General features: G+C 31.8%; 15 protein-coding genes. 4 read left to right on the plus strand and 11 right to left on the minus strand.

Annotated elements, in window-relative coordinates:
- Positions 1-166: 166 nt before the first annotated feature.
- The gene (gene tsf, locus RM51_RS03030; RefSeq protein WP_039365010.1) at positions 167-991 is read right to left on the minus strand and encodes a translation elongation factor Ts; all 825 of its coding nucleotides are present in this window, start codon (positions 989-991) and stop codon (positions 167-169) included.
- Between the two features lie 144 nt (positions 992-1135).
- On the opposite strand from tsf, the gene RM51_RS03035 reads away from it, so the two are divergent.
- Positions 1136-1831, plus strand: a complete 696-nt coding sequence (locus RM51_RS03035) for a DUF6759 domain-containing protein (RefSeq protein ID WP_039365012.1) — start codon at positions 1136-1138, stop codon at positions 1829-1831.
- 60 nt (positions 1832-1891) lie between these two features.
- Here RM51_RS03035 and RM51_RS03040 read toward each other — a convergent pair whose 3' ends face one another.
- Positions 1892-2848 carry an acetyl-CoA carboxylase carboxyltransferase subunit alpha gene (locus tag RM51_RS03040; protein WP_039365016.1) on the minus strand — a complete coding sequence of 319 codons (957 nt, stop codon included), beginning with the start codon at positions 2846-2848 and terminating at the stop codon, positions 1892-1894.
- A 49-nt stretch (positions 2849-2897) separates the two neighbouring features.
- Entirely contained in the window at positions 2898-4403 is a 1506-nt protein-coding gene (gltX, locus tag RM51_RS03045; RefSeq protein WP_039365019.1) for a glutamate--tRNA ligase, read from the minus strand.
- A 120-nt stretch (positions 4404-4523) separates the two neighbouring features.
- Here gltX and RM51_RS03050 point away from each other — a divergent pair, with 120 nt between their 5' ends.
- Both RM51_RS03050 and RM51_RS03055 read left to right on the plus strand, forming a co-directional pair.
- Positions 4524-4868, plus strand: a complete 345-nt coding sequence (locus tag RM51_RS03050) for a phosphomannose isomerase type II C-terminal cupin domain (protein WP_039365021.1) — start codon at positions 4524-4526, stop codon at positions 4866-4868.
- A gap of 25 nt (positions 4869-4893) precedes the next feature.
- Positions 4894-5649, plus strand: coding sequence for a class I SAM-dependent methyltransferase (locus RM51_RS03055; RefSeq protein WP_039365023.1), 756 nt, complete (start codon positions 4894-4896; stop codon positions 5647-5649).
- Positions 5650-5691: 42 nt separating this feature from the next.
- Here RM51_RS03055 and RM51_RS03060 read toward each other — a convergent pair whose 3' ends face one another.
- From RM51_RS03060 to RM51_RS03085, 6 genes are read right to left on the minus strand one after another with little or no spacing between them, the layout of a single operon-like run.
- Complete coding sequence (locus RM51_RS03060; RefSeq protein WP_039365026.1) at positions 5692-6576, minus strand: hypothetical protein; 885 nt, start codon at positions 6574-6576, stop codon at positions 5692-5694.
- Between the two features lie 13 nt (positions 6577-6589).
- Positions 6590-8644, minus strand: coding sequence for a glycosyltransferase (locus tag RM51_RS03065; protein ID WP_039365029.1), 2055 nt, complete (start codon positions 8642-8644; stop codon positions 6590-6592).
- A gap of 27 nt (positions 8645-8671) precedes the next feature.
- Complete coding sequence (locus tag RM51_RS03070; RefSeq protein ID WP_039365032.1) at positions 8672-9631, minus strand: glycosyltransferase family 2 protein; 960 nt, start codon at positions 9629-9631, stop codon at positions 8672-8674.
- Positions 9628-10677, minus strand: coding sequence for a CgeB family protein (locus RM51_RS03075; RefSeq protein ID WP_052248367.1), 1050 nt, complete (start codon positions 10675-10677; stop codon positions 9628-9630). The genes RM51_RS03070 and RM51_RS03075 overlap by 4 nt, the downstream gene beginning before the upstream one ends.
- Complete coding sequence (locus tag RM51_RS03080) at positions 10677-11648, minus strand: glycosyltransferase family 2 protein (RefSeq protein ID WP_039365035.1); 972 nt, start codon at positions 11646-11648, stop codon at positions 10677-10679. Before RM51_RS03080 ends, RM51_RS03075 begins: the two co-directional genes overlap by 1 nt.
- Complete coding sequence (locus tag RM51_RS03085) at positions 11645-12622, minus strand: glycosyltransferase family protein (protein ID WP_039365038.1); 978 nt, start codon at positions 12620-12622, stop codon at positions 11645-11647. The genes RM51_RS03080 and RM51_RS03085 overlap by 4 nt, the downstream gene beginning before the upstream one ends.
- Positions 12623-12685: 63 nt before the next feature.
- On the opposite strand from RM51_RS03085, the gene RM51_RS03090 reads away from it, so the two are divergent.
- Positions 12686-13765 (plus strand): glycosyltransferase family 4 protein, encoded by a 1080-nt coding sequence (locus RM51_RS03090; protein WP_039365041.1) that lies wholly within the window; start codon positions 12686-12688, stop codon positions 13763-13765.
- Here RM51_RS03090 and RM51_RS03095 read toward each other — a convergent pair.
- Together RM51_RS03095 and RM51_RS03100 are read right to left on the minus strand one after the other, a co-directional pair.
- Positions 13762-14505: a polysaccharide deacetylase family protein gene (locus tag RM51_RS03095; RefSeq protein ID WP_052248368.1), complete on the minus strand. Its 744-nt coding sequence runs from the start codon at positions 14503-14505 to the stop codon at positions 13762-13764. The genes RM51_RS03090 and RM51_RS03095 overlap by 4 nt on opposite strands.
- A complete protein-coding gene (locus RM51_RS03100) occupies positions 14499-15263 on the minus strand; it encodes a glycosyltransferase family 2 protein (protein WP_039365043.1) in 765 nt (254 codons plus the stop codon). Before RM51_RS03100 ends, RM51_RS03095 begins: the two co-directional genes overlap by 7 nt.
- Positions 15264-15319: the final 56 nt, after the last annotated feature.

Here is a 15319-nt window from a genome sequence, read left to right on the forward strand (position 1 = left end):
TATTAAAAATCAATTTTTTACATAAAATTTTAAGTGTGATGGATGTGATTGTTGAAATTATCAAATATTTAATAAATTTTTAATAAATGATAAAATCCTGTAATTGTGAAATAAAAAAATCCCGATGAAAATTTCACCGGGATCAATATTGTTAATCTTAAAAAGATTATAGGCTTACTCTGATAAATCCTGTTACTTTAAGGTCAGCATTTACAGACTTCACGTAGTCAGCAACTGAAATAGAGCTGTCTTTGATAAAATCTTGGTGTACTAAAGTATTGTCTTTGTAGAATCTCTGCATTTTACCTTTCAAGATATTATCGATAATGTTTGCAGGCTTACCTTCTTCAGTAAGTTTGTGTCTTTCGATTTCTAATTCTTTATCGATAGTTTCCTGAGAAACTTTAGTTTCGTCAAGAGCGATTGGGTTCATTGCAGCAGCTTGCATAGAAACAGATTTTGCAACTTCGTCAGCTCCTTCTACTTTTGCAGAAAGTGAAGTGATAGCAGCGATTTTGTTTCCAGCGTGGATGTAAGCACCTAAGAATGGTCCTTCAATTCTTTCGAATGTACCGATCTCGATTTTCTCACCGATAACACCTGTTTGCTCAATTAATTTATCAGCAACAGTCATTCCGTGGAAATCTGTAGCCAATAATTCTTCTTTAGTAGCAGCAAAAATAGCCATTTCAGCTAATTCGTAAGCTAGCTCGATGAAAGCTTCGTTTTTACCTACGAAGTCAGTCTCGCAGTTTAGAGAGATAATAGCACCTAAAGTGTTATCTTCATTTACTCTTGCGATTACAGCACCTTCAGTAGATTCTCTGTCAGCTCTATTAGCAGCAACTTTTTGTCCTTTTTTTCTAAGGATATCTACCGCTTTTTCGAAGTCTCCTTCCGCTTCAACTAGAGCTTTCTTGCAGTCCATCATACCTGCACCTGTTTGGTTTCTTAATTTTGCTACGTCTGCAGCAGCTGGTGTATAAGACATAATATCTATTATTTTTTTATTTAAAGATTCGTATTAATTTTTAGTTTATTTTTGAGCAGTGCAAAGATAATGATTTTAATGATAAACTAAAAAATGACTTTTCACGTTATTTAATTATTTAATAATTTTTTAAATATTCAGTTAATGAAAAAAATATTTCTTCTCGTACTCTTATGTATTTTTTCTTTAGGCTTTTCTCAGAAAAAGAAAAAGGCTAAAGCGGTTGTTGAAAAAGAAACGGCAATTATCTATACAGAAACAGATGCCGAAAATAGTAGTGAGGCCAGAGTGGTGGCAGGTTTCTTAAAACAAAACCCTAATCACCCTAAGACCGATCATTTTAAAAGGAAGCTATTGGATATTATTATGGCAACTCCTTCTCCTTCCGAATCTAAGCCAGTGATGATGGCATCTGTAGGAAAAGACAAAGTGAATAATGCTAAGACAGATAATTTTAATAAATCTTTAGCTTCTAATACAGCTTCAAAATCTTCTACTCCTACGAGAACAGTGAATTATGCTAGTGTAGGGGGAACAAGTAAAAAATCTGAGCCTAGCGAACAAGGGAAGAAAACAGCGGCGTTATTAACACATCTTTTTAGTAATGATATTAGTGATAAGGAGGCGTATGTAAATGTTAAAAACAGATCGAAGTGTAATATGGAGGTGAAAATAAGCGGTAAGAAAAATTACAGTTTAAGCATACCTGCAAAAAGTGAAAATTATGTTCTTATAGATAAAGGAGATTATCAGTTGTCTACGAAAGTATGTGACTCGCCATATACGGCGCTTAAGAAAATTGATAAGGATATAGAGATTGCCTTAAATGTAGGAGAATAGAGAAGAAGAATAGATAAAAATAAAAAAAAGGTTAAGAATGCTCTTAACCTTTTTTTATTTTTATCCTTTAAATTGTCCCATTGCAATGAACTTGTCTTGTCTTTGAGTTTCAAGCTCCTGTCCAGTGAATTTTGAAAACGCTTTTATGTTTTGTAAAATTGAACTTTTTAAATTCAAGAAAGTTGTTTCCGGATCGTAATGTGCTCCTCCAAGTGGTTCTTCAATGATAGCATCAATGAATTTTTCTCTTAAAGCATCTTTTGGGGTAAGATTCAATGCGTTTGCAGCATCCTCTTTGTGATCCCAGTTTCTCCAAAGAATTGAAGAGCAGCTTTCTGGTGCAATTACAGTGTACCAAGTGTTTTCCAACATGTAAACTTTGTTTCCTACACCAATCCCTAATGCTCCACCACTCGCTCCTTCACCAATAATATAAGTGAAGATCGGAGTTTTAAGCTGAACCATTTCGAAAATATTTCTCGCAATTGCTTCACCTTGACCTCTTTCTTCTGCTTCTAAACCTGGATATGCTCCCGGTGTATCTACTAAAGTTACTACAGGAATCTGGAATTTTTCAGCAAGCTTCATTAGTCTTAAAGCTTTTCTGTATCCTTCAGGATTTGGCATGCCAAATCTTCTGTATTGTCTTTCCTTAGTTGTTCTCCCTTTTTGAGTACCAATTACCATTACTCTTTGACCATCAAGAGTGATTAAACCACCCACTAGTGCAGGATCATCCGCAAAATTTCTATCACCGTGAAGTTCTAAAAAGCTGCCTTTGTCTGCCATACCGTTAATATAGTCCAATGCATAAGGACGATCCGGATGACGAGAAAGTTGTACTCTTTGCCAAGGAGTAAGATTTTCGTAGATTTCTTTTTTCTTTTCTAAAATCTTATCCTCAATTTGGCTGCATGCTAATTTTACATCAACACCACTTTCTTCTCCTACTAAAGAACAAGTTTGATATTGATCCATTAATTCTTTTATAGGAAGTTCGAAACTTAAATATTCCATTTCTTGAAGTAAATTAAATCTTTCAAATGTATGAAAAATTATGGTAATTTTATTTAAAATTATTTATAGCATTGCTTATTCTAGAGGTAGTTTCCTCTTTCCCAAGAAGTTCCATGATGTCCGGAACGTCTGGTCCTTTCAGTTCTCCTACCAACGATAAACGTAACGGCATCATCACTTTACCCATTCCTAATCCTTTATTTTCAGCGAAATCGTGAACAACTTGCTTTAAATTTTCAGCATTGAAGGCTGCTCCTTCTAAATTTGAAGATAATTCCCCTAAAATTGCTGATGTTTCATCATTCCAAGCTTTTTTCGATGCTTTTTCATCATAAGATGTGGGAGCTTCAAAGAAGAATTTTCCGTTTTCGTAAATGTCAATTGGGAAAGTTGCTCTTTCTTTCATCAGATGAATCACTTTTAATAATTTTTCATCAGAAAGATTGATAGTTAGATCTGAATTTTTCAGAATGTTCAACAACGCTTCATCAGATGTTTTCTGAATATACTGATGATTGAACCACTCTGCTTTTTCTTTACTAAATCTTGCCCCGGCTTTATGAACTTTATTTAGATCAAATTCCTTTGCCATTTCATCCAATGATAAAATTTCTTTATCATCTGCAGGAGACCAACCTAATAATGCAACCATATTAATAAATGCATCCGGAAGATATCCACTTTCTCTGTATCCTTTTGAAACATTTCCTGTTGCAGGATCTGTAAAGTTTAAAGGAAATACAGGGAATCCGAATTTATCACCGTCTCTTTTGCTTAGTTTTCCTTTTCCTTCTGGTTTTAAAATTAATGAAAGGTGGGCGAACTGAGGAGCTTCCCAACTCATTGCTTCATATAATAAAGTATGTAAACCTAAAGATGGCAACCATTCTTCACCACGGATAACATGAGAAATTTCCATTTCGTGGTCATCAATAATGTTGGCAAAGTGGTAGGTTGGCATTCCGTCGTTTTTTACCAACACTTTATCATCTAAAGTATTTGTATTTACTGAAGAATTTCCACGGATAATATCTACAAGATTCAAAGTTCTGTCAACAGGCATTTTGAATCTTACAACATATGGAGTTTTTTCATCTAATAATTTTTGAACCTCCTCTTCAGAAAGTGCAAGACTGTTTCTTAAACGATTTCTTGTTTTATTGTCATAAGAGAAAACATCACCTCTTGCTTCATATTCGGCACGAATTGCATCCAGCTCTTCGGCAGTATCAAAAGCGATGTAAGCATAATCCGTTTTTAAGATTTGCTTTGTATATCTGTCGTAAATATCTCTTCTTTCAGACTGTCTGTACGGAGCAAATTTCCCTCCTTTTTTAGGACTTTCATCAGCGATGATTCCACACCATTCAAGGGCTTCCTCTATATATTCTTCTGCTCCTTCAACGTATCTTGCAGTGTCTGTATCTTCAATTCTTAATACAAACTCACCACCCTGATTTTTAGCAAAAAGATAATCATATAATGCGGTTCTTACACCTCCTAAATGCAAAGGTCCTGTAGGACTTGGAGCAAAACGAACTCTTACTTTCTCCATTTCAATTAAAATTTTGGTGCAAATTTACTCAATTTTATGTGTTTGAATAAGCTTTTTATAAATTGGTTGTTTCCATCAATCATAATTTCTATTTTTGTATAAATAATGAATTCTTAAACTATGTTAGAAATCGGCGAAAGACCTTGGGGAAAATATTTTGTATTGGCGGATGAACCCAATTACAAATTGAAAAGAATTGAAGTAAATCCGGGACAAAAATTATCTTACCAATATCACCACAAAAGACAGGAGCAATGGACGATCATCGAAGGTGATGCCACTGTAGTGCTGGATGATAAAGAAATTAGTCTAAAATACGGTGAAAGCATTTTCATTCCTTTAGGAGCAAAACATAGAATGATGAATCTTTCTGATAAACCTGTTGTTTTCATTGAAGTTCAGACTGGAACTTATTTCGGTGAGGATGATATTGTGAGGATTGAGGATGAGTATGATAGAGAATAATCTAATAATTTAGTTAATATAAAACATGACATATAAAATTAATATAGAGAATACAGATAAATTTTTTTGGCACAGATATGATACTATATATAATGACGAACTTTCACATTTAGAAAATGTTGAGAAAATTGTTGAGTTTGGTGTTTTTAAAGGTGATTCTGTAAGGTGGCTTAATAGGAGATATCCTGATGCCAAAATTTATGGAGCGGATATTTTACCTGTACAAGTAGAATGGACGGAAAATGATAGGATTGAGTATCATCAATTGGATCAAGATAAGATTTCAGATATTCAGTCTTTTTTTGAAAAAACGGAAAATTCAATAGATCTTATTATTGAGGATGGAAGTCATTTTCCTCAGCATCAGAAAAACTGTCTTGTTATTGGGATGGATTATTTAAAGGCTGAAGGTATTTATATTCTTGAGGATCTTCATACTTCGCATCCTCATCATGCTTATTATATTCAGCAGGGAAAAACTAAAAATTATATTTCTCCGCTTCATTTGTTATTGTTTATTGAGCACTCTATGAGCAATAATATTGAAATTCAAAACGATAAAATTCAAGAGTTGACGACGAATTCTTTATTTAATTTTGAAGAGATTAAAAATCTAATAGATTGTATAAAAAGTATAAAAATCTACAGAAGATCTACACTTCCGAAAAAATGTTATAATTGTAATTCTTCAGATTATAATTATCATAATCTTAAATGTAAATGTGGAGCAGATATTTTTGCCGAAGCGGACTCTATGACTGCTATTTTGGTGAAAAAATAAATAAAAAAAGGTAATGTATATTCAAAACATTACCTTTTTTTATTAATACAAACTTTTAAACCAAAGTTTGAATTTCTTTGTGCCTGAAAGGTTTAGTTTTAAATCAGTCTGAGGATATTTTTTTGAAAAAAAGGATATGAATTCTTCAATATTTTTTGCTGGAAAAAAAGATATTTCTTTCCAGAGAGATTCATAAAGAGGGTGGAAATCTTTAATATGAGAATAGTTTTCTGAATTGAGTTGTTTCCAAAAGGTAAGAAACTTTGAAGTATCAAAATCGTTTTTGTGTCCCCAATTATTAATTTTTTTTACAATCTCTTCTTCTTCCCTTGCCCAAGATTGATGGATTAAATAATAGTTTAAAGATAAAGTTCTACCTTTATTAGTACGCCTTGCATATTCGTATTTTGGGTAATTGGTTATAAGCATACATTTTTCATCAAAAGGAGTTATTACAAAATAGCCATCTTCATTATGTTTGAAGAGGGTAACGAAGTTCACATCAAAATTAAATTGATTTTTTTCAGGATTTTTTAAAAGATAAGAATGTTTTCTTAAGAATTTGGATAATTTCTCAAAACCATAGGCATATTCATCTCCATCAATTTGGATATGCCAACCGTCTAATCCAATGTTTTGTGCCATCATATTTCTTTGTCTGGTTTCTAATTCCATAGGCTGCATGTTGGGTATGTAAAAACTATCTTTGTATAATACAATTTTATTTTGATGGTCAATTTTTTTTATTTCAGAGAAAACTTCTTCTGGTATAATTACATCATTTCCTGCCCATGTTTTATTATTTTTGTCATATGAGATGATTATTTGATCTGCATAGTCATAGATCTGTTTTAAAGATGTAAATATATATTGATAATCATAAGATAGTAAATAACCTACTTTAATGATATTTTTTTGATCTCTCATAATTTGAAATTATTTATTTGTTAGCATTCAGCAATCCGAAAATTTCACCTTTCTGGCCTTCGGTCGTAAATGGTAAAATGGCTTTAGATGAATTCTCTGAAAGTTTTTTCCAAAGACTCTCATCTTCATAAAGACGAATAATGTCTTTGGCAAGTTTGTTCTTATCATCGATTTCAGAAATAAGAGCGGTTTCTCCTTCTATTAAATCCATTCCCTCTGCACCGATTGTTGTTGTGACGATGGGTAATGAATATTCTAGAGCCTGCCCAATTTTTCCTTTCACTCCTGCGCCGTATCGTAAAGGAGCTACAGTAAGTTTTGATCCCGTAAAATAGGGCGTAATATCTTTTACAAATCCTTTTATAATAAACTTTTCAGAATTAAGTTGCAAAATATTTTCAGGCATATTCCCTCCAATGATGTTTACTTTTATCTCTGGCTTTTGTTGCCATACAATCTCCATTATTTCATGTAAAAATACGATCGCATCAATATTAGGATTGTGATTTCCTCCGCCTATAAAAAGAATCCCATCTCTGTCTTTAAAACTAATATCTTTTTCTGTCTTAATGATCTCATGAATATTACTGATTACATGAACTTTATTTTGATCAGTCCCAGTCTCCGTAAGAAAGTTTTTTTCTGTTTCACTAATCGCAATTACTTTATCACTGTTGTTTATTGCAGTCATTTCTCGCTCCTTACCTGCATGCAGTTCTTTTTCGGTGAGAGTACTTGCTCCGAGTTCTATTTCTCTTTTTAATCTCAAATACTGGAAGTCGACCATATCATATATCATTGTTTTTTTTGATAAGTATGACTTGTAATGCTTTATAAAATAATGATAAGTTTCTATTCTCGAAATCCAGACTTTGTCAATGTAACAATCCAAGCTCTTTAACTGTTTCTTTTGAGTCATGATTTCAGCATTTTCGTTTACGTAGCTTCTCAGTATGTGAATTCCGTATGACTCATAAAGTTTAATATACTCATTGTCTATAGATTCTTCATTCATGATGATGAGATAGATCTTATAATCATGTTTTGCAAGAAATTTCATGATCTGAACGATTCTGTTGGCTCCCGAATCATGATCAAATTTTGGAAAAAATGTTTCGACAAAAAGAATAGGAGAGTTTTTGTTGTTTTTATTTATATTTAAACCACAATCAATAACCATTTTATCTGAAAAATACTTTCCCCATCTTCCATAAAAAGTTTCTGAATTTTTCTCCATTAGCTTGGCCTTATTAGAAGATACTTTTTCAGATTGATGAGAAATATTTTCAAAATGGACAACCACCGATAAAGGCTGATAATATACGTCAAGCTTTTGTTCGTATTTTAGCCTCATACAAAAATCGGTTTCCTCATAATAGGCAGGAGCATAAGCTTCGTCCAAAAGATTTATTTCTCCATTAGTATTTATTTTTCTGAACAGAAGACTACATCCAGAACAATAGTCTACTTTTTTCAAGAAATTATATTCCGGATTATCAGGAGACTGATTTCGGCCTAAATTTACAATGTGGTGTTCATCATAAACCAAACATCCGGCTTCCTGGAGGGTGTGATTAGGATAAATAAGTTTGGAACCTACCGCACCTACAAGATCATCATTTTCGATAACCTTTACTAGATGATCTAAAAAACCAGACTGCACAATAGTATCATTGTTCAGCAAGTGGATTAATTTTCCTTCTGCATGATTGATTCCATTATTGACGGTCTTCAAGAATCCTAGATTTTCAGTATTGCTAACAATCTTTAAACCCTCTATTTTATTCAGAATATCAAGCGTATTGTCGGTACTGCAGTCATTTACAATGATGATCTGAAATGGAGTTTTTTCTTTAGCCTGTTCAATGGAATATAAACAATTAAGAGTATATTCTATCTGATTAAAAACGGGAATGATAATACTTACTAAAGGCTCTTGACTTGTAGAAACAAATCTTAATTTTTCCACAATCAATTCTGCAGAAATAAGCTTGTAATCCTCTTTTTTCTGGGATTTTTTGATTCGATAGTCTTTTATATAGTTTTTTATTAGCCTTTTAATGCCCATTAGAAATTGAGTTTAAGAATTAAAATCTTATTTTTTTAACTGCCTTTTGTTGAGTAGTTTATCAATGTTTTGAACGACAAAACTTTTAAGCGGAAAATTCTGATTAAGGAGAGTATTGTTCTTCTTTAGCTCAATATCGAATTTATTCTTTAAGAGTTGATATTGTGTTGAATTACTTTTAAAATTAATCAAAAACTTATTATGCCATTCTACCTGAGCTTTTATCCTGCTTTTTATACTTTTGAAGTCATTCTGATCATTAAAGCTAAAATAATCAAAAATTTGTTTAAAATACTTGCTGTCTTTATGAAAAGCAATACCACCAACCTGTTGCGTAGAATGAACCCGGTAATTAATTAATTTTTGATTGATGAAGCCCATTTTTCCTTCTACAGTTGCTAGTAGCGTGATCCATTCATCATGATGGAAATCCTGAACTTCCGGAATAGGAAACGTAGACTTTGCAAAATCTGTTTTTACAGCCATAGTTGCTCCCGTAGAAAAATTTCCTTTCTGAGTAAGAAAATTAAAGGTGTCAAGATGAGGTTTTTTGGCTGAATATTTTTCAAAAACGTCCCATTTTGTGAAGTGATCTATGATTATTTCGGAGTTTTCGTTCATGAGAAAACCATTGGAACAGAATGCCATCATTTCAGGTTGCTCCAGAAAATGATTTATCATTACACTCACTTTTTCAGGATACCAAAAGTCGTCCTGATCACTAAGAAAAGTGATTTCCCCAGTACAAAGTGAAATAGCTTTCTCAAAATTTTTGACACTTTTTAAAGTTTCTTCATTGGTATATACTCTGAAGATGTCCGGATATTTGTTTTCGTACAGCCTTAAAATATCCATAGTAGTATCCGTAGACTTGTCATCACAGATTACGATTTCATCCACTTTCGTTGTCTGATTGAGGATTGAGTCTAGCTGTTCTTTAATATATTTTTCACCATTATAGGTGCAAAGTGCAACAGAAATTTTCATGATTGGTGTTTCAAAATGGGTATATAATCTGGAGTTTCCAACATATTTGCGATCCAATTTTCAAAGCTATATTTGAAATAAATTTCTGAATTTAATTCGTGATAGGGGGTTGCAAGAAATTGAACCAAATCCTCTAGTTTTCTTTCACCTAGTATGAAGATATTTTCCGGATGGTAAAAATCATATTTTTTAATTTCCGGATTATTAGTGACCAGTTTTTTCTTTAACCCGATAGCTTCAAAAGTTCGTAGAGACAGCCCGTTATGAACATCATTTAAAAGATCTAAAATGGCTTTAGAGCTCTTTATGTGCTCGTAATTTTTTTTGAAATCAAAAATTTCTGTAATATGAGTAATACCGGTTTCTGGATTTCTTTCAATATATTTTTTGGAACTTCCAATAACATTAATGTCGGTTTTCAAGCCCTGTTTTTTCAAAAAAGAAGATACTTCAATAAGCAAAGGCATCCGATTTTCTATATGACTTCCAATAAAAAAAATATCATTTTGTGGACTAGAACTGTTGGTAAGGTCAAAATCAAAATAAAAATTAGTGATCAGTTTAAACTTTGGATCGAATTTTAAATCTGTTTCATCAAAGACAAAAAAGTGATCAAAATATTTCACTTTATTATAGATCTCAGGATACCTATTTAAACCATCCCATTGGTAGCCAATAAGTTTTTGAGTTTTACTTTTTATTTTTTCAATGATTTCATCATTAAGAAGATCAGGTCTTATAATAAGAGCATAATCCGTTTTCTGTGAAAGGGAATCCAACATTTTTGAATGCAGATCCTTTTCTATTCTTAAGCGGTTATTTTCACGGGCAATATTCTTATAAGTACGATCTCTTTTAAATATTTTATGTGAAATATGCTTTAGCTCATCAGAAAACGAAAGTTTGTGATGAGTCTCAGAATGTTCCAATAAAAAAACTTTCATTCCCAAATACTCGAGATTTTGTTTGAACATCTGTGGCAAACCAAAATCATTGGGAATTGAAATAATGATTGTTTTATTATTCAAAAATGAATGCTTACTCATTACTTTATTGTTCTTTTTTTACTAAAAATATCCGCTGTACTGAGTACGAAAAATTTAAAAGGAAATTTTTTCTTCATACTTTTCCTATGCAAATCGAAAAGTTCTTTGCTTCTTTTTAAAATTTCCTGAGAAATTTCGGTATTTATATTGCCTTTTTCAGAGAGTAGAGCTTGATGTTTATAATAGCTTTGGCTCAATCTTTTCAAGAACTTTTTATATTGTGAGAACGTTTTTTCTTCCGAAAACAGATTAAAATGATTAGTTAATCTCTTTCTTGTCGTCTCATTATTATTGTAAGATACTCCTCCTACCTGTTGATCATCGTGAATTCTGTATTTGAACAGTTTTTCATCAATCATTATAAAACTTTTTCGGTAAGAGGTTACTAAAGCAATCCATTCATCATGATGAAACCCTTCTTTGATAGGAATGGGAAGAATATTGTTTTTTATACTACTTCTAAAAGCCATTCCTGCACCTGTTGCGATGTTTTCTATAAAAGCAATGATATTGAAATAATCAACCATTATCTTTTGATCTTTTAAAAGTTGTGGGACACTCCAAATGCTAAGATGATCTATAAAATTACCGTCACTATTAATAAATGTACCGTTACTGCAAATTGCATTGATCTGCGGATATTCACTAAAATAATGAATAAAGGTTTCTACTTTTACCTCTTCCCAAATATCATCCTGGTCGCTCAGAAAAATAATTTCTCCTGTACAAAGTGAGATTGCTTTTTCAAAATTTTTGACACTTCGTAAATTCTTTTCATTAATATGAATTTTGAAGATTTCAGGAAATTTCTTTTGATATTCGCTTAGTATTTGATGTGTTTTATCGGTAGACCCATCGTCGCACACAACAATTTCATCTACTTTAAGAGTTTGATTTAAAATAGAATCTATTTGTTGATGAATGAATTTTTCGCCATTATAGGTGCAAAGTGCAACAGATATTTTTGTCATTTACTCAGATTAAAAACCGTGTTTACCCAATTATCGAGAGTATATTTATAATATATTTCCTGTGGAATACTTTGATATTCAGTTTCAAAAAAAGATTTTTCAACATTACTGAAATCATCATTCAGAATTAAGATATTCTCGGGATTATAAAAATCGTAATTTTTAATGGTATAATTATCTGTAATAAACTTTTTTTCTAACGCCATTGCCTCAAAAATACGAAAACTTAGCCCCATTTGATTATTTCGCTGAAGATCAAGGATGACTTTTGTATTTTTATACAATTTGGGCAAAGATTGTTGGGGAACATTCTTCGTTCTGAACTTTAAAATCTCAATATTCTTTTTATCTACAATCTGAGTAATTTTCTTTTTCCAGCTTTTCTTTCCGGCAACAATGGTTCTGAAACAGATATTCAGAGGGTTGATTTTATTAATAAGAAGGTTGAGTCTCAATAATCTTTGGGTATCGTATGAAGTAATGTAGAAAAGGTCAAGCTTGGGATGCTGCTTTTCTGCAGGACAAAATTCCAAATAATTATAATTGGTAATTTTATTAAACCCAAACTTAATTACATCTTCATCGTCAAACGAAAAAACGGTGTCAAAAAAGTGTAAAATATGCTCAGCCGGATTTCTTGACATGCTGTCGTAAAGATAGGCGATGTTTCGGGTAGCATATTTTCTAATCTCTTTATGGACTCTTTCCTCAATAGCTTCCGGATTGATCACAAGGATTTGATCCTGCTTTCCTATTTTTTGCAATGATTCTATGATGAAATTTTGTCTTTTTCCATGCTTAAGATTTTTGCCTAAGAAAATTTTACTAAAGGTATTTTTTACTCTTGCCCCCAAATTTTTGTGAGTGAAAGCTCCAATGTTGATATGGTATGCCTCAATGCCTTTTTCTCTGAGCTTATTAACGATATGCTCGTCATAATGCCAAAAATCAAAACTAATCAAACAAATTTTCATATCACAAAAATAAAGATTTTAAATTTTAAATTTATACTTTTGAGCCAAAGCCCACTATTTCTAATGAAAAAAAATGTCCTTATAGATGTAGAACGATTAAAATACCCGAAATCTGGGATTGCAAATGTCTGTACATCACTCATAAAAGGACTCGATCAAAAGAGAGCTGCGTTTAACTATACATTTTATGGGCCAAAAAAGAATATTCCGGTTACAAAATCTAAATTTAGTATTATAAATTGGAAGTTTTGGCAAAAAAAGATTCCCATATCTACCTCTCGCTATGCTCTTATTCATACAACGCATCAGCTTTCAGAATATTTTCACAACATTAAAAAGAATCAGAAAAAAGTCGTGACTTTGCATGATCTCAATTTTTTACATGATAAAAGCTCTGAAAGAAAGATTAATAAAAGTAAAGGTTTAGTGCAAAAGAATATTGGAAACGCAGATTCTATTGTTTGTATTTCTGAATTTGTAAAGGATGATTTTCTAAAAAATAAACATTTATTTACACTAAAAGCCAATGTTAAAATAGATGTTGTTTACAATGGATTGTTGTTTCCTGAAAAGAAAGTCTTTTCCTCTGTTCAGGACTATTCTTTTATAAATGAAAAGTTCATATTGAACATTGGAGTGCTTTTTCCTAAAAAAAATCAAAACGTTTTATTGGATTTAATTTCGAAAAACGATAGACATTTGGTTCTTATCACAAGCTCTGCAAAATCTGAATACAAAGAAAAGTTTCTTGAAAAGATAAAGTCATTGGAACTTACCGAAAGAGTACATATTTTGGAAAATGTTGATAATGATGAGAAATATTTTTTACTTCAGCATTGCGAATCCTATTGCCATCCTTCATTAGCGGAAGGATTTGGAATACCACCGGTTGAAGCGATGTATTTTGGAAAGCCGGTTTTCCTTAGCAAATTCACAAGCCTTCCTGAAATTGGCGGTGATTTAGCTTTTTATTTCGAAGATTTTTCTGCTGAAAATATGAATGAGGTATATCTGGATGGGATTTCAGTATTTAATAAAGATAAAGAAACCTTCCAAGCTAAATTAAAAGAAAGAGCTTTAGAATTTAGTTATCTTAAAATGGCTGAGTCCTATGAAAATATCTATAAAAAACTATTGGATTAAAGCTTTAGCTTTCCAAGCCTTAGTTTCCATTTAAACTTATTGATACTGTCTCCGTATTTTATATCGATACGTTTTATTTCATATTTATTTTTCCACGGATAGGAATCTATTTCGTTTCCAATTCTTAGAGCAGCAGTAATTCCTGATTGTTCAAGCATTTCAAAAAATGCTCTTTTTTTATTCTTTTCTCGTGGGAATTTCCCATAAGGATAGGCGAGAACATTAGAAAAAATGATGGTGTTTTCTCTTAGAATTTCTATGTTTTTGTTAAGATCTTCTCTGGCTTCTTCTACAGACATTTCAGAATAATTTCTGTGAGAATGGCTATGGAGAGCGATTTCGATAAGTTCAGGATTTAAGTTTCTGATTTCATCAAAACTCATGAAATTCTTTTCCGTAGAATGCATTCTGCTCTGGATATATTCTGTAGGAATAAAAATGGTTGCTTTGAGCTGGTATTTTTCTAAAAGAGGAATTAAATACTCGAGATTATTGTAATAGCCGTCATCAAATGTTAAGATGATCTTGTTCGGAGCATTGCTTTCTTTATGAAGGTCTTTGAAAAATAGAGTAGTGAAGTTATTTTTTATATAGATAAACTGTTCTTCTAAATTTTCTGTAGTAACAATAAGATCATTTTTAGGAGCTAAGTTCTTGGGTAATACCTGATGATACATCAGAATACGGACGGCTTTTCTCTTTGATAAGCCAAATAATCCTTTTACAACACTTGTTAGCATGCTTTGCCAAATTTAGAAATTTCGTGGAGTTTTTTATACTTCAAAAACGTATAGAAAGCGGCTGTTGCTGCTGCATAATATCCCACTAAACCATCCAAAAAACCTAAACGGATAATGTATGATTTAATAAATTGATAGATCGGTTTGAAGATGATTTTTAAAACATTTGATCTTTTTCCGTTCTTATACATTTTTTCAGCCATCATCGAAGTGTATTTATTCGACTTTTCAATGTGGTGATAAATATCTCTATAAGTGTAGTGGCTGATTTTACCTTCTATTTTACCTTTTTTTTCTGAAGTTATAAACTCTTCGTGAACAATATCTTCAGAGTATTTTCCGAAATTCTTCCTGAAAAGTCTTTCTCGCTTTATATTTCCCCAACCACCATATTTTAAGGCTTTTCCTAAGAAAATATTATTAAAACCTATTTCATAGACATTGAATGGGGCTTTTTCAGACTCAACAATTTTCTTTATTGATTGTTGAGCTTGAGGATCTGGGATTTCGTCGGCATCTAAAAAAAGAATCCAGTCTCCTTCACAAAGGCTTATTGCATAGTTTTTCTGCTTTCCGAATCCTTCAAATTTTTTTTGTACAAATTTTACTTTTGGAAACTTTTTGCAGATTTCTACAGTACGGTCTGTCGAAAAACTATCAACCACAACAATTTCGTCAGCAAGATCGTAAATAGAGCTGAGATTTTTTTCGATAATTCGATCTTCATTGAAGGTGATAAACGCTACGGATAGCTTCATACTGTATTCATGTTTAAATACAAAAATACAGTTTATTTTCAGATTCGGAAATTTTA

It is taken from the genome of Chryseobacterium taiwanense, from assembly GCF_000813825.1.
GTDB lineage: Bacteria > Bacteroidota > Bacteroidia > Flavobacteriales > Weeksellaceae > Chryseobacterium > Chryseobacterium taiwanense.